At 67.4% G+C, this 22,607-nt stretch carries 23 protein-coding genes; 4 read left to right on the forward strand and 19 right to left on the reverse strand.

Features of this window, described 5'->3' with window-relative positions; all coding sequences use genetic code 11:
- The first annotated feature begins 28 nt into the window (after window positions 1-28).
- Complete coding sequence (locus tag G6N57_RS09010; protein ID WP_097925793.1) at window positions 29-1,933, forward strand: Hsp70 family protein; 1,905 nt, start codon at window positions 29-31, stop codon at window positions 1,931-1,933.
- Between the two features lie 58 nt (window positions 1,934-1,991).
- Here the strand turns inward: G6N57_RS09010 and G6N57_RS09015 are convergent, their stop codons facing one another.
- From G6N57_RS09015 to G6N57_RS09045, 7 genes are all read right to left on the reverse strand, one after another.
- On the reverse strand, window positions 1,992-2,927 hold the full coding sequence (locus G6N57_RS09015) for a type IV toxin-antitoxin system AbiEi family antitoxin domain-containing protein (protein WP_077740145.1): 936 nt from the start codon (window positions 2,925-2,927) through the stop codon (window positions 1,992-1,994).
- Between the two features lie 78 nt (window positions 2,928-3,005).
- Window positions 3,006-3,467 carry a hypothetical protein gene (locus G6N57_RS09020; protein WP_077740146.1) on the reverse strand — a complete coding sequence of 154 codons (462 nt, stop codon included), beginning with the start codon at window positions 3,465-3,467 and terminating at the stop codon, window positions 3,006-3,008.
- Between the two features lie 19 nt (window positions 3,468-3,486).
- On the reverse strand, window positions 3,487-3,969 hold the full coding sequence (locus G6N57_RS09025) for a hypothetical protein (protein ID WP_077740147.1): 483 nt from the start codon (window positions 3,967-3,969) through the stop codon (window positions 3,487-3,489).
- Between the two features lie 39 nt (window positions 3,970-4,008).
- Window positions 4,009-4,938, reverse strand: a complete 930-nt coding sequence (locus G6N57_RS09030) for an LLM class F420-dependent oxidoreductase (protein WP_077740148.1) — start codon at window positions 4,936-4,938, stop codon at window positions 4,009-4,011.
- An 18-nt stretch (window positions 4,939-4,956) separates the two neighbouring features.
- Window positions 4,957-5,580 (reverse strand): TIGR03085 family metal-binding protein, encoded by a 624-nt coding sequence (locus G6N57_RS09035; protein WP_077740149.1) that lies wholly within the window; start codon window positions 5,578-5,580, stop codon window positions 4,957-4,959.
- A gap of 44 nt (window positions 5,581-5,624) precedes the next feature.
- On the reverse strand, window positions 5,625-6,173 hold the full coding sequence (locus G6N57_RS09040; RefSeq protein WP_234815589.1) for a hypothetical protein: 549 nt from the start codon (window positions 6,171-6,173) through the stop codon (window positions 5,625-5,627).
- 37 nt (window positions 6,174-6,210) lie between these two features.
- The gene (locus G6N57_RS09045) at window positions 6,211-6,930 is read right to left on the reverse strand and encodes an oxygen-binding di-iron domain-containing protein (protein ID WP_077741857.1); all 720 of its coding nucleotides are present in this window, start codon (window positions 6,928-6,930) and stop codon (window positions 6,211-6,213) included.
- An 83-nt stretch (window positions 6,931-7,013) separates the two neighbouring features.
- On the opposite strand from G6N57_RS09045, the gene G6N57_RS09050 reads away from it, so the two are divergent.
- Entirely contained in the window at window positions 7,014-7,796 is a 783-nt protein-coding gene (locus G6N57_RS09050; RefSeq protein ID WP_077740151.1) for a DUF3159 domain-containing protein, read from the forward strand.
- A 6-nt stretch (window positions 7,797-7,802) separates the two neighbouring features.
- Here G6N57_RS09050 and G6N57_RS09055 read toward each other — a convergent pair whose 3' ends face one another.
- Genes G6N57_RS09055 through G6N57_RS09070 form a run of 4 tightly spaced genes read right to left on the reverse strand, consistent with a single transcriptional unit; the run spans window position 7,803 to window position 11,722 of the window.
- Entirely contained in the window at window positions 7,803-8,771 is a 969-nt protein-coding gene (locus G6N57_RS09055) for an ABC transporter substrate-binding protein (protein WP_077740152.1), read from the reverse strand.
- Between the two features lie 29 nt (window positions 8,772-8,800).
- Window positions 8,801-9,559: an ABC transporter ATP-binding protein gene (locus G6N57_RS09060; RefSeq protein WP_077740153.1), complete on the reverse strand. Its 759-nt coding sequence runs from the start codon at window positions 9,557-9,559 to the stop codon at window positions 8,801-8,803.
- A gap of 1 nt (window position 9,560) precedes the next feature.
- Window positions 9,561-10,400, reverse strand: coding sequence for an ABC transporter permease (locus tag G6N57_RS09065; protein ID WP_077740154.1), 840 nt, complete (start codon window positions 10,398-10,400; stop codon window positions 9,561-9,563).
- Window positions 10,397-11,722, reverse strand: a complete 1,326-nt coding sequence (locus G6N57_RS09070) for an aryl-sulfate sulfotransferase (RefSeq protein ID WP_077740155.1) — start codon at window positions 11,720-11,722, stop codon at window positions 10,397-10,399. Before G6N57_RS09070 ends, G6N57_RS09065 begins: the two co-directional genes overlap by 4 nt.
- 188 nt (window positions 11,723-11,910) lie before the next feature.
- On the opposite strand from G6N57_RS09070, the gene G6N57_RS09075 reads away from it, so the two are divergent.
- Window positions 11,911-12,891 (forward strand): LacI family DNA-binding transcriptional regulator, encoded by a 981-nt coding sequence (locus tag G6N57_RS09075; protein ID WP_077740156.1) that lies wholly within the window; start codon window positions 11,911-11,913, stop codon window positions 12,889-12,891.
- A gap of 22 nt (window positions 12,892-12,913) precedes the next feature.
- On the opposite strand, the gene G6N57_RS09080 is transcribed toward G6N57_RS09075, so the two are convergent.
- Genes G6N57_RS09080 through G6N57_RS09090 form a run of 3 tightly spaced genes read right to left on the reverse strand, consistent with a single transcriptional unit; the run spans window position 12,914 to window position 16,655 of the window.
- Entirely contained in the window at window positions 12,914-13,510 is a 597-nt protein-coding gene (locus tag G6N57_RS09080; RefSeq protein ID WP_077740157.1) for a hypothetical protein, read from the reverse strand.
- A 14-nt stretch (window positions 13,511-13,524) separates the two neighbouring features.
- Window positions 13,525-15,111 carry a long-chain fatty acid--CoA ligase gene (locus G6N57_RS09085; protein WP_077741858.1) on the reverse strand — a complete coding sequence of 529 codons (1,587 nt, stop codon included), beginning with the start codon at window positions 15,109-15,111 and terminating at the stop codon, window positions 13,525-13,527.
- A gap of 26 nt (window positions 15,112-15,137) precedes the next feature.
- The gene (locus tag G6N57_RS09090; protein ID WP_077740158.1) at window positions 15,138-16,655 is read right to left on the reverse strand and encodes a WS/DGAT/MGAT family O-acyltransferase; all 1,518 of its coding nucleotides are present in this window, start codon (window positions 16,653-16,655) and stop codon (window positions 15,138-15,140) included.
- 115 nt (window positions 16,656-16,770) lie between these two features.
- Between G6N57_RS09090 and G6N57_RS09095 the strand changes: the two genes are divergently transcribed.
- Window positions 16,771-18,093 carry a PucR family transcriptional regulator gene (locus tag G6N57_RS09095; RefSeq protein ID WP_077740159.1) on the forward strand — a complete coding sequence of 441 codons (1,323 nt, stop codon included), beginning with the start codon at window positions 16,771-16,773 and terminating at the stop codon, window positions 18,091-18,093.
- A 25-nt stretch (window positions 18,094-18,118) separates the two neighbouring features.
- Here G6N57_RS09095 and G6N57_RS09100 read toward each other — a convergent pair whose 3' ends face one another.
- From G6N57_RS09100 to G6N57_RS09120, 5 genes are all read right to left on the reverse strand, one after another.
- Window positions 18,119-18,907, reverse strand: coding sequence for an SDR family NAD(P)-dependent oxidoreductase (locus tag G6N57_RS09100; protein WP_077740160.1), 789 nt, complete (start codon window positions 18,905-18,907; stop codon window positions 18,119-18,121).
- The gene (locus G6N57_RS09105) at window positions 18,898-19,779 is read right to left on the reverse strand and encodes an SDR family NAD(P)-dependent oxidoreductase (RefSeq protein WP_077740161.1); all 882 of its coding nucleotides are present in this window, start codon (window positions 19,777-19,779) and stop codon (window positions 18,898-18,900) included. Before G6N57_RS09105 ends, G6N57_RS09100 begins: the two co-directional genes overlap by 10 nt.
- A 93-nt stretch (window positions 19,780-19,872) precedes the next feature.
- A complete protein-coding gene (locus G6N57_RS09110) occupies window positions 19,873-20,799 on the reverse strand; it encodes an alpha/beta hydrolase (protein WP_077740162.1) in 927 nt (308 codons plus the stop codon).
- 105 nt (window positions 20,800-20,904) lie between these two features.
- On the reverse strand, window positions 20,905-21,534 hold the full coding sequence (locus G6N57_RS09115) for a TetR/AcrR family transcriptional regulator (RefSeq protein ID WP_077740163.1): 630 nt from the start codon (window positions 21,532-21,534) through the stop codon (window positions 20,905-20,907).
- Entirely contained in the window at window positions 21,518-22,363 is an 846-nt protein-coding gene (locus G6N57_RS09120) for an oxidoreductase (RefSeq protein ID WP_077740164.1), read from the reverse strand. The genes G6N57_RS09115 and G6N57_RS09120 overlap by 17 nt, the downstream gene beginning before the upstream one ends.
- Window positions 22,364-22,607: the final 244 nt, after the last annotated feature.

The following is a 22,607-nucleotide window of genomic DNA, read 5'->3' on the forward strand; positions in this document are numbered from 1 at the left end:
AATCCGGCCTCGCCGTCGACATACAGGTATGCGTGATTGCCTGGGGTTGTCCGTCGGGGCGACCAATCTGGTGGCGATCGCTGATCATGCGCCGCTGGTGCGGCGGGCGGTGCTCACCGTGTCCGCGCAACAGGGGCCTGTGGTCGGCGTGCCTTCGGTCGACGGCGGGTTGGTGTTCACCGATTTCGTGGGACGGGTCGGCGACCCGGTGCCGCTGGTCGCCGCGGACGGTTCGACGCACCGCGCTGAGCTGTTGTTGGCCGGCGCGGTCGAGGCACTGACGCGGGAGTCCAGCCCGACACATCGGCCCGACGTGTCGGTGGTGACGGTGCCCGCGCATTGGGGCAATGGTGCCGTTGAGTCTGTGCGGCGCGCGATGCCCGGCGTCCGCGTGGTTCCCGATTCTGTCGCGGCGCTGACGGCCATCCAGGCACATCCCGGTCTGCCCGCCCGCGGCGTCGTCGCCCTGTGTGATTTCGGCGGGTCCGGCACCAGCCTGACCCTTGCCGACGCTTCTGCGGGGTTCGCCACGATCGGGCAGACGGTGCGGTTCGACGAGTTTTCCGGCGACCTGATCGACCAGGAAATGCTCCGCCACGTCCTGCGCAATCTGGAGGCCGAACCGGCAGGCACCGCAGCGGTGGCCGCACTGGGCCGACTGCGTGACGAGTGCCGGGCCGCCAAGGAACGCCTGAGTGATGAGAGTGCGACCAGCCTGGACGGTCCGTCCGGCACGATCAGGTTGACCCGTGCCGAACTGGACGCGGTGGTTTCCGAGCCGCTCGGCGGCGTGATCGAGGCGCTGCTGGACCTGCTGCGCCGCAACGGCATTCACCCCGCACAGTTGTCCGCTTTGGTCACAGTCGGCGGTGGTGCGCGGATACCCCTTGTCACCCAACGACTTTCCGATTCCTTCCGGATGCCGGTCACCACCGTGCCGCAGGCGCAGGTGATTGCCGCAGTCGGGGCCGCGCTGCTGGGCCGCCGCGGAGCCGACGAGACCGCGACGCAAGTGGCGGTGGCACCCGCTGCGGTTCCCGTGACGGGGACGGCTACTGTGGCCGCGTCTGCGCTGGCCTGGTCGGTGGAAGATTCGGCGGCTGAGGTCGCCGCGTTCGTCCCGGAGTCGGTGACCGAGGATTCAGCCCGCCCCGAGTTCGTGTTCGCCGAAGCGCCCGTGGCGCCCACTCCGCCGCGTCGTGCCTGGTATCGGCGTGGGGGAGTGGTGGCCTACGCGGGGGTCTTCCTCGCCGTCGTCGGCACGGTCGGCATGGTGCTGTCGGCACGGGCCGACCGCCTCGATGCTTCGTTGGGCTCCAGTTTGTCTGCGCCGCACAACGTTCCGGCTGAGTCGCCATTGGCGCCGGCCGCGGCATCCGCACCGCCCACCCGAACCGTGGTGGTTCGCGATCCGTCGTGGCCGGGACCCAAGGCCGGTGCGCCGGCTGCTGCTCCCCGACCCGCGGCTGCGCCATGGTTGGTGCAGAGCCGCCAGAGCGCGCCGCTGGCCCCGGCCCCGCAGCGGGTGGCCCCGGCACCACGGGCACCCCAGCCTCGGCCGGCCGCTCCGGCTCCGGCACCTGCGCTTCCGCCTCCGCCTGCCGCGATCCCACCGATCCCGGTGCCGCCGTTGGTGTTTCCACCGGTCACACTTCCGCAACTGCCGATCCCGACGTTCAAGCCGCCGGTGCCTGAGCCGTCGCAGTCGCCGTCGCCAAGTCCGAGTCCCACGCCCACGCCTACGCCTACGCAGGAGCCCAGCCCGTCGCCGACTCCTTCACCTTCGCCGGAGCCGACGCATACCCCAGAGCCGACGCAGGCGCCTGAGCCCACGCATGCACCGGAGCCGACTGTGGCGCCTGAGCCCACCCAGGCGCCCGAGCCCACCCAGGTGCCTGAGCCTGCACCCACCTCAGCGGTGCCCACACCCTGAGTCGCACTTAAACCGAGGATTCCTGCTTGATATTGACTGGAAACCTAGGTGTTGACGACTACGCGGCGCGGTCCAGTCGAGTGAACTCACAGCCCGGCCCACACGGCTGGCCGGCCACCGCGATCCCGTGCCGTTGCAGCACCTGGGCGATCTTGCGTGCGGTCTGGCACGGCCGGTCAAAGACTTGCCCGTAGGAGAGCCGGACGGTTGAACGGCCGTCGACCGCAGCGTCGAGATCCCGTTCGAAGTCCGCATCCCGCCTGGTCGCAGAATCGTGGTGCACCCGGCCGTCAAGCTCGACGATGAGCCGTTCGCCATACTCGGCATCGCGATAGCAGACGCCGACCGACGACGTGGACCGCTTCTGTCGTGCGGCCTTGGGCAGACCGTGCGGACGTTCGACGCGAACGAGGTAGCCGTGCTCCAGAACCGAGCAGGTGCCGTCGGCAATATCGACCAACACCGCGCGCAACCACCGGCGACGACGGACTCGTGCCCGAGAATCGAGCACTTGCAGCAGCCGCCGCGCGGTGGTGCGCCGCGATTGGCAGGCGTTGGCCAGGACCTCGATGGCATCGAGTTCGCGCGTGGCGCGGCATGCGACGTCGAGCACGGCGTCGTCAAAGCGCATCCGCGGTGGGCTGACGTTCCACAGCACCCGCTCATGAAGATTCGCAAGGTGGTGAATGCGGACTCCCACCGGTTCAGTCAGCATCGCCCGCTGTTGCGCGACAGCGACATGGATGGGCAACGCGTCGGCTCCGAGGGCAGATTCGAAGCACAGGGCGGCCGGTGCCGCGTAAAGCACTGCGGCCCATGCACGTTGCGACCAGGTCAGTGGTCCGGTGTGGTCGACGTAGACCCCGACGTGGACCCGTGCCCACTCGTTGCGCCTGAGGAGTCGCCGGATCTCGTGCTCCCGCAGGCCCGCGTCCAAGGCCTGCCGACGCGAGATCACCCCGTCCTGTTGGCGAAGCACATTGCCGACGTCCACCAACTCGATACTCGTGGGCGAACGCTACGGCGGCCAGAAGCATTTCCAGGACCTGTGGATAACTCCCGCCGAGCCAGGTTAAGGGTTGCCCGCGGGCGGCTGCGTTGTCGTCGTCACCGGTGCGGTCGTCGTGGTCGTCGTCGGCGAAGTCGTTGTGGTCGTGGTCTCGGTAGCGGTGGTTTCGGTGGTCGTGGGGGTGGTCTCCTCGACTGTGGTCGTCGTGGGCACCACGGTCTCGGTGACGGTGTGAGTCGGCGCCGGAACCACCGGTGCCGTGGTGGCGACCGATGTGGTCGTCGCCGATGTGGTCGTAGTGGTGGTGGTCGTTGTCGTCGACGGGGAGTCTGACGAGAACAGCTGCACCAGGGCGTAGATGACCAGCGCCGCGATGACGGCCCCCGCGGCGCCCATGCCGATCAGTGCGGCGGGCTTGCGGTACCAGGGAACAGGCTCGGGAGCAGGCGGCGCGGGTGGCTCGGAGTACTCGCCGTAGCTGGGGGCGTACTGGGTGGGCTCGTCGTCGTCGTAATAGTTCGACACTCGCCGATGGTAGGCGGGTTCAGCCGCCCGGCGGCGGATACAGCGTGCGTGTCACGTTGGTGCGCGGCCGGTGGTGCGTCGTGGTGGGGTACTCGCCGTAGCCCGCGCTGCCCGACTCCGTCGTTGTGGTCGTGGTGGTGGTCGTAGTCGTCGACGTGGGCGACGTCTCGGACGTGGTCGAGGTCCCCGAGGTCTCTGAGGGCGACGTCGTCGAGGTGTCCGACTCCCCGGGCACGCCGTACTCGGTGGTGATGGGCAGGCGGCTGCTGGTGGTGCGCGTGGTGGTGGACTTCGTGGTCTTCACCGTCGTCGACGTGTAGGTGGGCGGGACGAAATCGATCGGCGCATCCTCGGGCCCGCCGGAGCCGGTCAGCGCGATCGCCGCCCACACCACCAGGCCGATCACGGCGAGGGCAGCCGCGCTGGCCCCTGCCACTGCCGGCGTCGAGTGATGCCAGGGCGCCTCGGGAGGCTGGCCCTGATCGTCGTCGTCACCGGTCACGGGGTCCGATACTATGCCCGGCCGCCGAGCGGGTCTCGATCAGCTCAGTTGACGGATGACTTCACCCGCGAACAGCTCCAGATGATCCAGATCGGACTGGTCGAGCATCTGCAGGTAGACCCGCTGCACCCCGGCCTCCAGGAACGGCCCGAGCTTGTCGACGATCTCGGCGGGCGTGCCCACCAGCGGCGAATTACTGCGCAGCTCGTCGACCTCGCGGTTGATCGCGGCAGCCCGCCTGGCGATCTGTGCTTCGTCGCGCCCGGCGCACAGCACGAACGCCGCCGAGTAGGTCAGGGAGTCCGCGGCCCGTCCCGCCGCGGTCACCGCGTCGGCCACCCGTGCGAACTGCGTCTTGAGGGTGTCCAGCGGCACGAACGGGATGTTGAATTCCGCGGCGAACTCCGCGGCCAGTGCCGGTGTGCGCTTGGCTCCCATGCCGCCGATGATGATCGGCAGGTTGGACTGGGCGGGCTTGGGCAGCGCCGGGGAGTCGACGACGGTGTAGTGCTTGCCTGAGAAGTCGAACGTCTCGCCGATCGGTGTGCCCCACAGGCCGGTCAGGATGCGTAGTTGCTCCTCGAGCCGGTCGAACCGCTCACCCAGCGGCGGGAACGGGATCGCATACGCCTGGTGCTCGGCCTCGAACCAGCCGGCGCCAAGACCCAATTCGACGCGGCCACCACTCATTTCGTCGACCTGTGCCACCGAGATGGCCAACGGCCCTGGATGGCGGAAGGTGGCCGAGGTGACCATGGTGCCGAGTCGGATCGTCGAGGTTTCGCGAGCGATGCCGGCCAGCGTCACCCAGGAGTCGGTCGGCCCGGGCAGGCCGTCACCGCTCATCGCCAGGTAGTGGTCGGACCTGAAGAACGCCGAGTAGCCGAGGGCTTCGGCGGTGCGAGCCACCGCGAGCTGGTCAGAGTAGGTAGCGCCTTGCTGGGGTTCGACGAAAACACGGAAGTCCACGGACGCCAGCCTAGAGTGCTACAGCCCGCGCCGGGCGGCGCGCAGCGCGGCGACGGCAGCGTCGTCGCCGGAGAACGTCACCCGGGCCGGCTCGCGCCCGGCGGCGAACAACAGCAGCTCGCCGGGCTCTCCGGTCACCGTCACCTCAGGGCCGGAGCCGACGGTGGCCAGCGTCTTGCCCGCCGGGGTGGTCAAGGCCACCCGCGCCGGAGATTTGCCCATCGTCATGCGGGCCATCGCGGCGATCCCGCGGGACAGCGCGGAAACGGTCGCGCTATCGAGTTCCCTTGGTTCCCAATCAGGTTGGGCCCGGCGTACATCCTCGTTGTGAATGAACATCTCGGCCACATTGACCAGCGGGTCGAGCAGCTTGAACGGGGAGTACAGCGGTGGGCCCGCAGCGATCTGGTCGACCAGGTCGTCCCATTCGGTGCTTTCGGTGACCTTCTGCTGCACGCGCTCGGTGTAGCCGGCGAGCTGAGGCACCAGGATTCCCGGGGCGGCATCGAGGCGACGCTCGCGCACTACCAGGTGGGCGGCCAGATCACGGGCGGTCCAGCCCTCACAGAGGGTGGGTGCATCGGGTCCGGCGGCACGCATGGACTCGACCAGGGCGGCACGTTCGCGCCGAGCGATAGTCATGCGCGATCCGCCTTCGGCTTCTCGCTTGAAGTCATAAAGCGACTCTAGAAGGTTTTGACCCCTTCGACAGCGATGACCATTCCATGTCCGCTGCCGTCATTGCTGATGCGGGTGCCGCCCTCGCTCGCATCGATGGTCCAGCCGACCGCGCTGTACTTGCGGTAGTCGAGGGTGACCACCGGAATGTCACCGAGGTTGCCCACGACCCACTTGATCTGGCCGTCGGGGGTGAGCCGGACCCCGGTCGCGTGCTCGCCGTCGATCACCGGCGGATCGTCGAAATCCGATTCGCAGCCGACATACTGCTTGGACAGCTGGCAGCGGGTCCGGCCGGATTTGGTCTCGATGAAGACGTACCCGTTCTCCGGCTCCAGCGGGGTGGCGCCGGATGGCGCACGGGACGTGCTGGGTGGCGCTGCGGCGGTGGTGCTCGGTGCGGGCGCCGGGCTGGACCGCGTGGGCCGCGCGGTCGGGAAACTGGGTTCGGTCGGTGATTGCGGGCTGGTGCTCGGGGTGCCTTCGATGCTCGATTGGCAGCCGGACAACAGCACACCCACGGCCAGCAGGGCGCTCAGCGATTGCCACGCCTTCACCGGGCCTAGGGTACGCATCGCCCATGGTCGCGCCGGGTTATGACGCGCCGAAAAGCCCTGCGTAACCGTCGGACAGGGCACGCAGCTGCCCGGCCCCGTCGCCGTGGAACGACGCGCCGTGCATGATCGCCAAGGTGGTGGGGTTCAGCTCGGCGAGCTGAGCCAACGTGGGCGCCAGGTTCGTGGTCAGGCCGGTGGCGTGGAACAGCCCTTCGGCATCCAATGCCGGTGCAACGCAATCAGATTCCGTGAGGGCTGGGCACTGACCGGTGTGGGTGAACAGGTCACCGGCCAACAGCGTCGACGTCGTCTCGTCGAACCACAGCCCCGCCTCCCAGTTGTGCGGCACGTGCGGGGTGGCGATGAAGCGCAGCTGATGTCCACCGATGTCGTGCGCGGCCTCGGTGGGTGCGGTGACGGGCGGACGGTCGCACATGTCGTTCAGCGACAGCATGATCGCCAGCGGGCCGTGGATCACCTCGGCGTGCGGTGCGGTCGCCAGGAACTGGTTGACGGCGCCGCATTCGTCGGCTTCCAGGTGTCCAAACGAGATCCAGCGCAGCCGGGTCAGCGGCAGGACGCGCTCGATGGCCGCCGACACCTGCGGAAACAGGAACCTTTGACCGGTGTGGAACAGGAACGGCTCGTCGCCGGTCAGCAGGAACTGATTGAACGTGAAGCCGTGCTCGGTGATCCCGGGTATCCAGGTGGACAGCCGGTAGATGTCCGGGGCGATCTCGTCGATACGGGTGTCCAGGTCGGTGGCCATGCCTCCATGGTCCGCCGGAGGAGAACCCGAAGTCTTGGGATTTTCCCAGCTACGTCGCCTACCGTCGTCGCGTGCTCGGCAAGGCCCTCGATGCGTTTCTGGACTCCCCGTTGTCCGGGATCGTGCCGTGGGCACTGATGGCGATCCTGGCGGGCCCCGGTCGCTACGAGATCGCAGTGTGGGGTGCGCTCGGTTTCTCACTGCTGGTGCTGGCCCTGGACCGGCGCCGCGATATCCCGGTGCACGTGCTCGAGGGGCTCGGAGTGGCCTTCTTCGTGGTGCTGGCGGCTGTGGGGTTGGTGGCCTCCAGCGGCCAGAAGGCGTGGCTGGAAATGTGGTCGGGGGAGATCACCAACGCCACGCTCGCGTTGTTCGCCCTGGTCAGTGTGGTGATCGGCCGGCCGTACACCACGGCGTATGCACGCGATGTCACTCCGCCGGACCGGTGGGACACCCCGCTGTTCAAGCGCACCAACATGGTGGTGACCGCGGTGTGGGCGGCGGCGTTCGGCTTCTCGGCGTCCGTCGGCTTCCTGGGCGACGCGGTGTACGGCAGCACCGACAATTTCTGGACCGGGTGGATCCTGCAGCTGGGCGCGCTGTTCTTCGCGGTGGCCGTCACCGAGTTCTATCCCGAATACGCCCGGGCGAAGGCGGCGCCGCATGCCCTGCATCCGGTGCCGTCCTGGTCGCAGGTGTTCGAATGGCTGCCACCGTTCGTGCTGGCCACCGGTATCGCCGGTTGGCTACTGGCGACTGTCAGCAGCGGCGTGGCCTCCGACCTGGTGGTGGTCGGTGCATTCGGGACGGCATTGCTGCGGCTGCGTGACCATCGAGCGCGAGTACGGGCTTGATAGGCATCACGACTTGCTCGATTCCGGCAGGAACTGGTTGTCGAGGAACTTCGCGTAGTCCGGCAGCTGCGTGCCCGGGTCGATCGACTTCTGGGTCTTGGCCCAGGCTCCCAGCTCGGCCAGTTTGTCGGCCAGGTCCGGCTTGAGCTGCAGGGTGAAGTCGAACTCGCCGAGCACCGTGCCCAGCAGCTCAGGATCCAGTTGGGTGGCCTTGGCCACGGCGTCGGTGGCGGCCTTGTCGTGCTGGGACAGGGCGGTGCCGGCGTCGCCGAGCGCGGCCAGGAAGGCGGTGATCGCCTTGCCCTTGGTCGAGACGGCCGATTCGGTGGCGACGAAGAGGCTGTGCTGGTTGTAGGTCCCGCCGGTCAGAGCGACGGCATCGTCGCCGAGAGCTTTGATGGCCTGCGCCTGGTAAGGCTGGAAGATAGACACCGCGTCGACATTGCGCTGGGTGGCGGCGGTGACGATGGCCGACGGCGCGACCTGCACCAGCTCGGCCTTGATGTTGTTCTGCGCCAAGGCGTTCGACACGTAGTAGGCGGCACTGGTGCCCAGCGGGGTGCCGATCGACTTACCGGCCAGGTCGGCGAGCGTGTTGATGCCTGCGCTGCGCCGGGCCACGATGCGCGAGCCTTCCCAACGGGAACCGTCGGCGATCACCCGCAGCGTGGGGGTGCGGGTCAGTGCGGCCGAGGTCGGCACGTCGGCGGCGGTGGTGATGTCGACCTGACCGGCGGCCGCGGCCTGCAAGGCCTCGACGCCGGACTGGAAGTTCACCACCTTGACGTTCACGTTGTGCTTGCCGAACAGGCCGGTGTCGGCGGCGACGGGGATCTGCGCCCAGGACGGGTCGACGACGAACCCGACGGTGAGTTGATCAGCGTTCGCGGTGCCCGAGTCGGTGCAGGCGGTTCCGGTCACGGCGAGGGCGGCAGCGGCGACGGCGGCGACGATGCGCCGGAGAGGAGTCTTCACGTTGTGGGTTCCTTTGTGGGAGTGGGGGATCAGTGCACGGCGTGGTCGATGCCGAGCTGGTGGTGCAGGGTCTTGCGGATCTCGCTGTAGCCGGGCTGATCGGCCAGGGAGTCGGCGGGCCGGGGACGGCTCAGCGGGTTGGTGATCTGATCGGCGATCTGCCCGTCGCGCAGCACGCTGACGGTGTCGCCGAGCCGGATCGCCTCGTCGATGTCGTGTGTGACGAAGACGATCGTGCGGTTCAACCGGGTCCACAGATCGATCAGCAGATCCTGCATCCGCAGCCGCGTGAGTGCGTCGAGCGCCGCGAACGGTTCATCCATCAGCATCACGGACGGCTCTCCGGCCAGCACGCGGGCGATGCTGACCCGTTGCCGCATCCCGCCGGACAACTCGCCGGGCCGCTGCGCGGCGACTTCGTCATGCAGGCCCACCAGGTCGAGCAGCTCGTGAATCTTGCCCCGCCGCTGGGACTTTGACAACCGTCGCGCGGCCAGGGCGAAGTCGATGTTGTCGGCCACCGTCATCCACGGGAACAGCACGTCCCGCTGGAAGGCGACACCGCGTCGCGGATGCGGCGCGGTGACCGTCTCGCCGTTGTCGGACACCGAGCCTGTGGTCGCGGTGATGAGGCCGGCCAGACAGTGCAGCAGGGTGGATTTGCTACTGCCGGACGCGCCGACCAGGACGGAGAAGGACCCGTCCGGAATGGTCAGCGAAATGCCCTTGAGGGTCGGCTCCTGCTTACCGGGGAACCGCACCACGAGGTCGTGGGTCTGGATGGCCATCTCAGCGCTCCTCTTGAGCCCAACGGGTGAACGGGGACGTCGCCGACGCGACCAGCAGGTCGCACAGCGCACCGACGATGCCCAGGATGATCAGGCAGAAGATCAGCCGGTCCGCCTGAGAGAACAGCTGCGCCTGCGAGATCCGGTACCCGATACCCGATGTGGTACCGGTCATCTCGGCCACCACGATGAGCACGAACGCCATCGCGGCGCCCACCCGCAGGCCCGACGCGATGTCGGGGGCGGCCTCGGGCAAGACCACCCTGGACAGGGTCTGCCACCGGCCGGCGCCCAGGCAGCGCGCGGCCTTCAGGTAGTCGACCGGTGTGCTCGCCAGCCCGGAATGACTGTTGATCCACACCGGCACGAAGACTCCGAGGGCGATGACCAGGAGCTTGCTGTTCTCGCCAAGCCCGAACCACAGGATCGCCAGTGGGACGAGGCCGATCGTCGGGATCGGTGAGAAGACCCGCAGTACGGGTTGTAGCAAGTTGCGGCCCGCCGCGGTGGTGGCGGTGAACATCGCGACGACGATCCCGACGGCGGCTCCGATCGCGAAACCGACTGCCGCCCTGCGCAGACTGGCGACGATGTCGTCGGCCAGCAAGCCTTCGGTCCACAGGGTGTGCCCGGCCGCGAGGATCTCCGGCACACTCGGGAACAGCTGCCGGGGGAACCGTCCGGTCGCCACGATGAGCGACCATAACGCCGCGGCGATGCCCAGCCCGGCGAGCGTCCACCCGAGGACACCCAACCGCGCGAACGCCGACCGCACCCGGGCCGGACGCGTGCTACCTAGGCGGTCCAGGGCGGGCGTGCGGACCGCCAAACCGGCTGTCATGGCACGCTTCCCGCTTCAACACCGACGGGGTGCAGCGGTTCGCGTGCGGCACCGGCAGGCACCCAGTCGAACGGCACGGCCTGCGACCGGTACACCAGCGCGGTCCGGGTGAGCCGGTCCACCCCGGGCACCCGGGTCTGCTTGACCTCGGGTTCGCCGGCCACCCCATATCCCTGATACGGGCTGTGGTACTCCCACACCACGTCGCCGTCGGGGGTGACCTGGAACAACCGGCCCTGCATCCCCTCGGTGATCAAGGTGTTGCCGTTGGGCAGGCGTTGGGCATTGCTGACGAACGAGCTGAAGAAGGTCCAGGACGGCAGACCTGAGTCCTCGGCGGTGTACTGCCACACGATTTCCTTGGTGGCCGGGTCGATTTCGAGGATCCGGGAACCGGCGTAGATGCCCAGCGGGGCCGGCGGGTATCCGGCGCCGCCCTGGTTGTCGAACACCAGGATGTTGCCCGCACCGGGCAGGCCCGCGGCGATCATGTGTGGGTTGTGCTGACCGGAGGTCTGATCGACCGGGCGCGGCACCTTGTGCACGTTGATCCGCTGATGCTGGGCGCCGAACTCGGCGTCGTAATAAGGCCCCAGCTTCCAGGCGATCGAACCGGAGGCCTTGTCGATCAGCGCGATGATGTTGGCCTTGCGGAAGCTGACCAGGATGTTGTCCGGGCGGAAGACGGAGTCCGGATCGTCGAGGTACCACCGGTTGGGCCCAAGGGTCTTGGCGCTGTTCATCTCCAGGTAGCCCCAGGGATCGTCGGGGTCGCGAGCGACGGTCTGTCGTAGGGCCTCCCAACCTGATTCGGAGAATCCGAACTCGTCGAGGTGGTCGCCGGCCAGCCACTGCCAGACGATCTCGCCGCCGGGCGTGACCTCGTAGAGTCCCTGGTCTCCGACGGTGTGCTCGCCGAGACCGGGCACCACCCGGGGCACGGTGACCAGGATCAGTCGATTGCCGTTGGGCAGCAGTTCCCAGTCGTGGTTCTGCCGGGCCGCGCCGTCGGGTGCCTGGGTGCCCCACTCCCAGACGATCTCGCCGTTCCAGTTGAGCTGGCCGACGGTGCCGTTGGCGTAGATGCCGCCGCGGGCGTCGTCGCTGTCGGACAGTTGCACCCCGACGTCGCCGAGCCGGCCGTCATTGAGCGCAGGGTCCAGAATGCGCGGTGGCACACCGGCATACGGCCACTCGTGCACCACGGTGCCGTTGAGGTCGATCACCCGGGTGGTTCCGTCTGCGCCGGTGAACAGGACATAGCTGTCGTGGACCAGGTCGGGATCGAGGTAGCTGACTCCATTGAGACGTACAAATGCCATGTCAGTTACTCCACCAACGTCCGGTTACAACCACGGGTCCTCCTCGTTACGGTTCTAATCGATTAGCGTGAGGCAGGCGAAACCTGGATGGAACCGTCACAATCGAGGTGATTCAAACTCTTTCGAGCGGTCATCGACGAGCGGAGGGTCCACCCGTTGTGAATGGGAAACGTCCGACATTGGCAGATGTGGCCAGCCGCGCCGGCACCTCGACGGCGGTGGTGAGCTATGTGCTCAACAACGGCCCGCGCCCGGTGTCAGAGCTGTTGCGATCCAAGGTGATCCGTGCGATCGACGAGTTGAACTACCGGCCGGATGCGCGGGGTAGGGCGCTGCGCCGCTCGAGGCGGTGGCGACAGATCGGGCTGCTGGTTCCCGACCTCACGCTGCCGCTGTTCGGCCAGTTCGTCGGACGTATCGAGGTCGAGGCCCGGGCGCGTGATCACCTGACCCTGATCGGCAACACCGGATACGACCCCGAACGGGAACTCGAGTTCGCCACGGCATTCGCTGAGGTCGGCGTCGACGGGCTCCTGGTGGTCGGTGCGGCCAACGCCCCGCAGACCGCGAAGCTCTGTCAGCAGGAACGGATTCCGGTGGTCTGGATGCACAACATCCGCGGTGATGTCGAAGCCGACATCGTCGGGGTCGATCACGCCCAGGCCGGCGAATTGCTCGCCCGGCACCTGCTCGACGCTCACGACTGTCGTGACATCGCGTTCGTCGGCGGTTTCACCGAGGACGATGTCCGCCACGGCGACCGGGAAACCGTGCAGCAGCGATTCGAGGGTGTTGCCTCCGGTGTTGATCATGAGGTGCCGCTCATCCGGACCGATCTCACTCCGTCTGGCGCGTATGCCGCGGTCAGCGCTTTTCTGAACGGCGCGACACCCGTCCCGCGAGCCCTGGTGGTGGGGACCTACGGTCAGACAGCTGCCACGGTGCGGGCGATCATCGATGCCGGGCTGCGCGTGCCCGAGGACATCCGGGTCGTGGGGTTCGACGGCGCCGCCGTCGACTACGGGCAGTTGCGGCTCACCACCGCCCAGCAACCTGTCGACGCGCTGGCCGGGCTGGCGCTGGGCCGGCTGCTCGGGGATCACCCGCTCGGCGGCGACCTCCTGCCCACGCTGCGGGTGGGGGAGACCTGCGGGTGCGTCGTCGGGTGAACGCACCCGCAGGCCGCCGTCGTCACGCGAGGAACGGATTGTGCTCGGGGAGCGGTTTGATCAACGGATCGAGCAGCTTCGCCGACTGTTCGACGGTGAGCACGTCAGCTGGGTCGAGCTGGATGAATTCCCGGGCAGTTTCGTCGTACTCCCAGACGTCTTCCCCGACGAGTCGGCCGTTGTCGTAGGGCCAGATCATGTGCTCGGCGGTCTTGACCAGATAGGTGGCCTCGGGGTCGGCCGCCATCCCTTCGGCCGCGAGTAGAACGCCCGGCGTCTGCTGGTAGATATAGGACGTCGACACGATCATGTCATCGCTGATGGCCAGCTTCTCGTCGTCGGCGTAGAAGATGCACTGGGCCGTGTCCTTCCATGCGTGGTACAGGCCCTTGACCGCATCGGTGCCTTCCACGGTGACGCTCTTGCCGAGCATGTTGAAGTGGTAGACCGGCTTTTCGACGGTCATGTCCGGGGCGAAGATCTCCTCGTAGCGGCCGGCCATTTCCAGGTAGCGGTGCCGGTTGTAGGCGTGCAGCATGTAGAGGTGACGCGGGTTGTCCGTCGTCTCGATCAAGCGCTCCACGGCTCGATTGGTCTGGGTGATGTCGTAGCGGCTCATCTGTTCGTTTCCTTTCAGGCTGACAAGAACATGTTTCGGAGTTCGGATTTCTTGAATTTCCCGGTGGCAGTGCAGGGAATCGCCTCGACGAACTCGAAGCGGTCGGGCAGCTGCCACTTGGCGAAGTCCCGGGCCAGGTGCTCGCGCAGGATCTCGGCGGACGCGTGGCCATCGTCCTGAAGCACCACTACCGCCAGAGGCCGTTCGCCCCAGCGTTCGTCGGGCACGGCGATCACGGCGGCCTGTGCGACCGCGGGATGCGACATCAGCTGGTTCTCCAGGTCCACCGAGGAGATCCACTCGCCGCCGGACTTGACCAAATCCTTTGAGCGGTCGCAGATCCGGATGCATCCGTGGGCATCGATGCGCACGACGTCGCCGGTCTTGAACCAGCCGTCGGCGGTGAAGCTGTCCGTACCCCGGCCGCCGTGGTTGCTGCCCGCCACCCACGGGCCACGCACTTCGAGTTCACCCATGGCGGCGTCGTCCCAGGCGATGGCTTCGCCGTTGTCGTCGCGGGCGCGGATGTCGAAGAACGGGCTCGCTACGCCCTGCCGCATGCGGTAGTCGTACTGCTCGTCGCGTTCGCCCTCGTCGAGGCGGGCCGGCGGGCGGCAGACCGCGCCAAGGGGAGCGGTTTCTGTCATTCCCCAGGCCTGCACGACGGTCAGCCCGTGGCGGTCGAAGCCCTCCAACATCGACCGGGGCACGGCGGCGCCTCCCACGATCAGGCGGTCGAGCTCCGGCAAGTCCCACTGGTTCGGTTCGGCATCGAGCGCCGCAAGCATGCCCATCCACACCGTCGGCACACCCGCGGTCATGGTGACCCGCTCCACCGCGCACAGGTCGAGAATGCTTTCCGGATCGAGGCGAGGGCCCGGCAGAACCAGGCGAGCGCCGGCCAGTGCCGCGGCATATGGCAGGCCCCACGCGTTGGCGTGGAACATCGGCACAACGGGAAGGACTGTGTCCCTGGCTGATACGGACAGTTGGTCGGGCAGCGCCGCGACGAGCGAGTGCAGCACCAGCGCTCGATGCGAGTACACCACCCCTTTGGGGCGCCCGGTGGTGCCGGAGGTGTAGCACATGGCTGCCGCGCGACGTTCGTCGAGGACGGGCCACTCGGCCGGTTCGGCGTCGGCCAGGAGGGCTTCGTAATCGAGCATTCCCTCGGGAGCCGCTTTGTCGTGGGTGACGACGATGACGCGGCGGAAATCGTGTACCGCGCGGAAGGTTTCGAATACCTCCAGCAGGGACTCGTCGACGACGATCACCTTGTCTCCGGCATCGTCGACGATGAACGCCAACTCGTCGGGGAACAGCCGGGGGTTGAGGGTGTGGATGACCGCGCCCATGGCGGGCACGGCGAAGTACAGCTCCAGGTGCTCGCTCTGGTTCCACAACAATGTGGCCACCGGGTCGCCCTCGTGAACGCCCAGGGCGCTCAGCGCATTCGCCAGATACCGTGCGCGCACCGCACATTCGCCGAATGTGGTTCGCGTGACCGCTCCGGAAGGGCGCCGCGACACCACGTCTACGTCGGAGTGGAATCGTTCGGCGCGTTCGACGATGCTCGTCAGCGTCAGCGGAGAGTCATCCATGCTGTTGCTGCTCAACGTGTTTCCGGTCACGACGTCGCCTTCCGCCGGTTCGATGCGCTGCGTCGGGTCGGCGCCTTGGGCTGCGTGGCCTGGGTGGCGTTGCGCAGCTCTTCCAGCCCGTCGCAGAGTGCGGCCAGGATCGGCCATGGGTCATCGACGAGTTCGCGGTCGACCACGATTCCGAACTCCAGAGAGTCCTGGTAGCTCATCACCGTGATGTTGATGCCGATCCCGTCGAGCACTCCGGAGACCGGGAACTGGGCACGTTGGCGGGCACCGCCGAGGTACAGCGGCGTCGACGGCCCCGGGACATTCGAGATCATCGCGTTCGCCGGCTGATTGAGCCCGCGCATTCCGGCGAGGCGGGACAGGGACCGGGCTGCCTGCGCGAACAGTGCGGGCGGGATGAAGTGATTGGCGTCCTGCAACAGCGAGGCAGGCAGCGCGCGCTGGCGCTGTTTGGCGGTGCTCATCGATTCGTTGATCCGGCGTACGCGCTCAACGGGATCCGCCACATCGGTGGGCAGCTCGGTGATCATCACCGAGACCCGATTGCCGAAAGTGCCCTGCTGCTCGGGGGTCCGCACGGACATGGGGATGAAGCTCGCGAGGGGTTCGGCGGGTAGCTCACCCTGCTTGTCGAGCCAGGACCGAAGGCCCGCCGTACAGATCGCCAGGACGACGTCGTTGACCGTGCAGCCGAGGGCGTTCTTGACCGCCTTGACCTCGGCAAGCGACATCGAGCCGAAGGCGACGCGGCGGTGCGGCGACACCCGAGCCTGGAACCGGGTCCGGGGAGCCGTGACGTCACTGCCCCGAAAGCCGGACGCGCCGGCGCCGGCTCGCAGGGCGCGTTTGACCAGCCGGCTGCTGCGCGCGATTGTCTTCACTCCGGGCAGATGGCGGATCGTCGGGACGTCGTCGAGGTGTGGCAGGGCCGTGGGGCCGGCGCGCATGACCCGCAGCGGCTGGCTCGCCAGCCCGACCAGACCGCGGCCCAGCATCTCCACCTCGGACGGGTACTTCTCCGCGACGATCGTCGGTGCCGCTTCCCGGTCGCGTCCCGTGGTGTCGTCGAGAAGGATGCTCATGACCTCGGCACCGGACACCCCGTCGACCGCGGCATGGTGCATCTTCGTCAGCACCGCGACGCCGCCGTCGTCGAGTCCGTGGATGACGTACACCTCCCAGAGCGGGCGCGCCCGGTCGAGTTGGCGGCCGATGATCCGGGCCACCTGCTCGGCGAGCTGCCGCTGATCTCCCGGTGCGGGCAACGCCAGCTCGCGCACGTGGTACTCGATGTCGAAGGAGCCGTCGTCGACCCAGTACGGATAGTCGAGCGAGAAAGGCACCTGGGCGAGCCGCCAGCGGAAGGTGGGCAGCAGATGCAGACGTTCGCTGATCACACCGCGAACCAGGGCAGCATCCAAAGGTTCGCCCGATGCGGTGTGGGAGTCGTAGATGCCGAGAACACTGACGTGCCCCTGGACACGGTCGTTCTCCATGGCCAGGAACTGCGCGTCGAGGCTGGTCAGTTGTCGCATGTGAAGATCGTCCGCCGCACAGGGCGGCGTTCTCTTGTCTGCGCGCGCCAACGCTGTGCCCGGCGGTTGTCCAATTTGCGCACCGTCGGCCGGGGGCGGCGCTACCGTGCACTGCATGGAGCCCTCCTGGGCAGGCGCACAGGGTGATGAGCAGCGGCGGGTGTGGTCGGCAGTGTTGCGGCCGGCCGCCGCCGAACTCATCGAGCGGGCGGGTGAAATCTCGGCGGCGGTGAACGAATACACCCGTACGCGGTTGAGCGACCTGCTTGTCGACGAACAAGCCCTCGAGGTCAATCGTGCGAGTACCGAGGCGAGCATTCGCGACTTCGCGAAAGTACTGGCGGCCGGGGACGACCCCGCCCTGGCGGTACAGCTGCAGTCGCCGACTCTGGACTATGCGCGGGACGGAGCTCAACACGGAATACCGCTCACCACGCTCATGCGCAGCTACCGTCTCGCACATGCCGCGTCATCGACTCATCTGAACGAGATTCTTCAGCGACATGCGTGCAATGCCGAGGAACTGCACCGTGCATCGGAGCTGGGTGGAGCGTGGATGTTTGCCTATGTCGACGCCGCACTATGTCTGGTAGACGAGGTGTATACCGCAGAGCGCGACCGATGGCTGCGCAGCGCTGCGGCCAGTCAAGCCGAGACCATCGCCACCATCCTGGCCGGACAACCCGTCGACATCGACGTGGCCACCCGGCGGCTTCGTCACGACGTCCGCCGTGTCCACGTCGCCGCGATCGCCTGGCTGGAATCTCACGAGGAAGGGCGCAACACGCAGGCGGTTCTTGAGGCGGCGATTCGCGATATCGCCTCCGCCATCGGCAATCAGAAACCGCTTGTGCATCCGCTCGGAATTCTGTCGACGGCCGCCTGGATCAGCTCACACAGTCACATACCCTCGAAAGTGTTGGACGAGTTACGGTTTCGGACGGCGAGTGCGCCGGGCGTGCGCGTCGCGATCGGGGAGCCGGCGGCCGGCATCACGGGTTTTCGCTCAAGTTATGTGGAAGCGGTTGAGGCGCAACGCGTCGCCCGCCTCGCCGGCCGCCCGCCCGGCAGTGTCACCCGTTACGACAACGTGGTGCTGCGTGCCCTCGCGACCGCCAACATCGACCAGGCGCGGGAGTTCGTGCGGCGCGAACTCGGTCGGCTGGGGGAGACGGACGAAACCACCCGACGGCTCGCCGCCACGTTGCGTGCCTATCTCGACGAGAACTGCAGTCGTGGACGAACAGCCAAGCGACTTCACGTCCATGACAACACCGTCGCCTACCGGATCCGTCAGGCAGAGGAACTGCTGGGACGGTCGTTGGAGCGGCGCACGCTCGAGCTGCGTGTCGCCCTGGCCCTGGCCGATGTGGTCGGCGAACCGGCCGACGCGGCAGCAGCTGCTGAACAGGCCGATTCGCTCAGGCCGGCCAACTGATCGTTGTGCTTTGTGCGCGGTCTGCTCACACGCGGCCGAGCATCGCCTCGCGGACCCGTCCGACCCCGGCCAGGCGGGCGAGGTCGCCGATCAGAACCGGTGCGACGGTACCGATCCCGGCCAGCAGGCGGATGCCGGCCGACGCAACCGTCGTCTCCGGTGTGCCACGTTCGATCGCCGCGGCCACCGCCCACGCGACGTCCCCCGGTGAGCTCGTCCCGAAGCCTCGCGGAAGAGCGGCACCTGTGTCGGCCAGCATCCCGGCGTCACGGATCGGGCCGGGAAAGATCGTGGACACGCCGACGCCGGTGCCGTGCAACTCCTGCCGTAGCGCAAGCCCGAGCCCGCGCAGGCCCCATTTGGTGGCCGTGTACACCGCTCCGTTCCCCGGCGTTGCGATGAGTCCGGCTCCCGACGAGATGAAAACGATGTGTCCTCGGCCGCGACGTGTCATCGAGTTCACTGCCGCACGTGCGAGTACGGCCGGGGCCAGCAGGTTGATGCGCACGGCCTCCGCGATCTCGCTGTCGCTCAACATCGCGAGATCCTGTGGGATGCCGACGCCCGCGTTGGCAACGAGGATGTCCACGTCGCCCGCATCATCCATCAGATTCCGCACCTCGTCGAGGTCGGCGAGATCTGCGGTGAACGCTTGGGCGGGTGGTCCGAGCTCACCGACCAGCCGCTTGAGTTCCAGCTCGCGCCGACCTGTCACCGTGAGTGCGCACCCGCGGTCGGCGAGTTCGTGTGCGATGGCGCGGCCGATGCCTCCCGTCGCTCCGGTCACCAGTGCGCTGCGCCCTTTCAGTTGCATGTCAGGTCCTCAAATGTGGTTTGTCGCTTGGATAATTCGGCGGTGCGTGCTGCGAGCCACCGGGCCAGCGGTGGGACGGTGCGGGAGAGCACATACATCAGGTGTGCTTCCGCGGCGACCGGCGCCACGGCACGATTGCGGTGGACCGCGCGCAGGATGTTCTTCGCGACGCGCTCGGGGGTGTACCCGCGCTTCTGGTAGGCCGATGCGAGATGCTTGCGCCGTTCGTCGATGTCCCCGGTGCCGCGGATGACGCTGTTCTGTGTGATGGCGGTGTTGATGATGCCGGGACACACCGCGGTGACCCCGATGCCATGAGGCTTCAATTCCATCCGCAGCGCTTCGGACAACCCGAGAACCGCGAACTTCGTTGCGCTGTAGGCGGTCAGCTGGGGGTTGGCCAGGAGGCCGGCTGCCGACGACAGATTGACGACGTGGCCGCCGCGACCCGATTCGGCCATTGTCGGCAGGAAGGCGCCGCAACCGTGCACCACGCCCATGAGGTTGATACCGATCAGCCATTGCCAATCCTTGACATCGGTCTCCAAGAAGCCCCCGACCAGACCGACTCCGGCGTTGTTGACCAACAGGTCGACCCGTCCGAAATGTTCGAAGGTGGCCTGCGCGAAACTGCTCATCGAGTCGGCGTCGGACACGTCGACCTGACAGGTCAGCACCTCGGCGCCCAGCTTCTCCGCCATCTCGGCGGTACCGTCGAGCGCGGCCTCGTTGATGTCGCACAGTGCCAGGAGGGCGTGGCGCCGGGCACACAACAGCGCTACTTCGCGGCCGATACCGCTGCCTGCGCCGGTGACCACCACGACCCGATCGGTGAGGTCTGCGGTCTTGAATCGGAATCGAGTTCTAGGCATACGAGCAAGCTAGGGAGGCGACAGGGTCGTCCGCTCGTGCGGATGCGCCAACATGTGGGCAGTGGGTTGTCGCGATGGGCCAACGGACCCTGCTCACCGCAGATGCCGGACGAGATGGGCGGCAATACGGTTCATCGCGTCGTGGGCAGCGGCCGCCTCTGACCTGGCGAACCCGTGGTCGATGCCAGGCAGGCGATGGTGAGTGGTCGGGACACCCGCGCCGGCCAGTCGTGCCGCCAGATGGTCGCCCTCGGGTCCGAGGGTGTCGAGTTCGCCGGTCAGTATCAATGTCGGCGGCAACGCGGCTGCCAGGTCGTCATCGAACAGCGGGGATGCCAGCGGTTCTCGAGAACGGCTGGTGTCCACGAGGTAGGCGTCGATCGCCAGTCGTTGGATCCGAGGCGAGATCCGTGGACGCACCTTGTCAGAGGTGCGGTCGGCTCGGCTGAGGTCGATCACCGGGAAGGCCAATGCTGCCGCCCGTAGCCTGACATCGCCTGCACGGTAAGCCTGTTGGCACACGTTGACGGCCAGCTTGGCCCCGGCACTCGCGCCTGACACCGATATTCGGGCCTGGTCCCAGCCGCGGCGGCCGGCTTGGCTGTGTACCCACGACGCGACGTCGAAGCATTGTTGTTCGGCTGTCGGATACCGGACCTGCGGCGCCGTGGCGTAGTCGGCGAGGATGACCACTGCGCCGACCTCCGCCGCGATGTGGTGGGCGATGTATTCCTCTTGCCGTGGGTTGCGCACGATGAAGGCTCCGCCGTGCAGGTGCAGGTTGACCGGCGGCCCGTCTACGCCGGTCTCGGCGAGCGGGGCGTCGGGGTGGGGAGAATAGACAAGGCACCGGACCACGCCGTGGCGGGTGGGGACGTCGACTATCTCAGGTGGGGTGACCCGTCGTGTCGCCGAACTGAAACTTCGCGGGGTGGGGACCAGCGGCAGCAGGCGTTGCGCCAGATGGGCTGCGACCCAGGCGCCTGCTCGCCGCGGCGTGGTCGACGTGGCTGTGTTCACCCGGCGGAACGCTAGCGCTGCTCATCCGGTAGCCGCTTGTCGTGACCGGCTGAAAAACGCGGGCTTCGTTGTCGCAGGTACACATGCAGAACTCGGTAGATCGAATCACCGGGAAGTTTGTGGCTTGAGACCCCGCATGGCTGTTTCTGCCAGCCGCCGTGCGTTCTCGTCGGTGAGCGCACAATGGCCCGTCATGCGGCGGAAGATGAGCGGCCCGAACAGGATGTCGATGACGTCGTCGATCGCGATGTCCGCGTCGGCGTCGCCGCGATCCACCCCGCGCTGCCACAGTTCGGTGATCGCCGCGCGCCGGCCGCCCAGGAAGTACTCGCGGAAATACGCTGCGCCCGTCCGATCTTCGACGCACGCCGCGAGCAGCTGGGCGAAGACTTCACCGCGCGCACTCGCGTAGAACGCCGACACGCGTACCACCTGTTCGGTGAGATCGCCTGCGGTGCTGCCGGTATCGGGCAGCGGCAGTGCCTCGGCCATCATCGTTCCGAACGCCTCGGCCGCGACAGCGGTCCGCGATGGCCAGTGTTTGTACAGTGTGGCCTTGCTGGCGCCCGATCGGGCGGCGATCGCGTCCATGGTGGCCGCCGGGAGTCCGCCCTCGTCGAGCAGTTCCGCGGTGGCGTCAAGAATGGCCTGGTGGATTCGGTCGCTGCGCGCGCCGGTGGGGCGGACGAAATCCTCGCCCGCCCCGCCGACTCCCGCCTCAGCTCGCGGCGACATCGTCGAAATCCGTTGATTCCGAGACGCTTCGCCACTGCGCGAGCTCAGCCTGCACGTGGGCGATCTTGCCTTCGACCGCCGCGATGGTGTCGTTGCCCAACAGCAGGCGCAGCGGCGGCTCTGCCGATTCGACGACGTCGATGATGGCCTTCGCGGCCTTCACCGGGTCGCCGGGCTGGTCGTGGTTGCGCTCGCCGGCGGCGACGCGCATCTGGCCGGCGGGGCCGTCGGCGTAGTCGTCGATGATGTTGCGCTGGGTCTGCAGGCTCGACGAGTCGAGGAAATCGGTACGGAAGTAACCGGGCTCGACGACCATCACGTGCACGCCCAGCGGCTGCAGTTCGGCGTGCAGTGCCTCGGAGAGCGCCTCGACGGCGAACTTGGTCGACGCGTAGACACCCCACCCCGGCGACCCGACGAATCCGCCGACCGAGGAGATGTTGACGATGGTGCCCGACCGCTGGGCCCGCAGCACCGGGGTCACGGCGCGGGTCACGGTCAGCAGTCCGAACACATTGGTCTCATAGACGGCGCGCACCTCGGCGTCGGTGGCTTCTTCGACCGCTCCCAGCAGTCCCCGCCCGGCGTTGTTGATCAGCACGTCGATGCGGCCGAAGCGTTCCACGGCGGCTTGCGCGGCCTGTTGTGCCTGCGCTTCGTTGGTTACGTCGAGGGCTACGGCGAGCACATTGTCGTTCTCGCCGAGGGCGGCGGTGACGGCGGCGGCGTCGCGCGCGGTGGCGACCACCTGATGGCCGCGCTCCAAGGCGTCGCGGGCGATCTGCAATCCGAATCCGCGGGAAGCTCCGGTGATGAACCAAACGCTCATGTCTCTGACCACCTGTTCTTTGTCTATCTGAACTGTACGTCCAGTTTAGTTGTCGTTGATGGTCGATGTAACCGCGTTCGCGGCGGAGGTATTCCGGCAGGACTCGACGCCTCTTGCCGACGGCAGATCCGTTGTGCGATTGCTCAATGGCACTCGTCAGTGTTTGGGCATTATCTGCTCGCCACACGTGTGCGCCGGGAGTGATGCTGACTCTCAACACCTGGCGAGTCGAAAGGCTGGAAAC

This window comes from Mycolicibacterium boenickei (assembly GCF_010731295.1).
Taxonomy (GTDB): Bacteria; Actinomycetota; Actinomycetes; order Mycobacteriales; family Mycobacteriaceae; genus Mycobacterium; species Mycobacterium boenickei.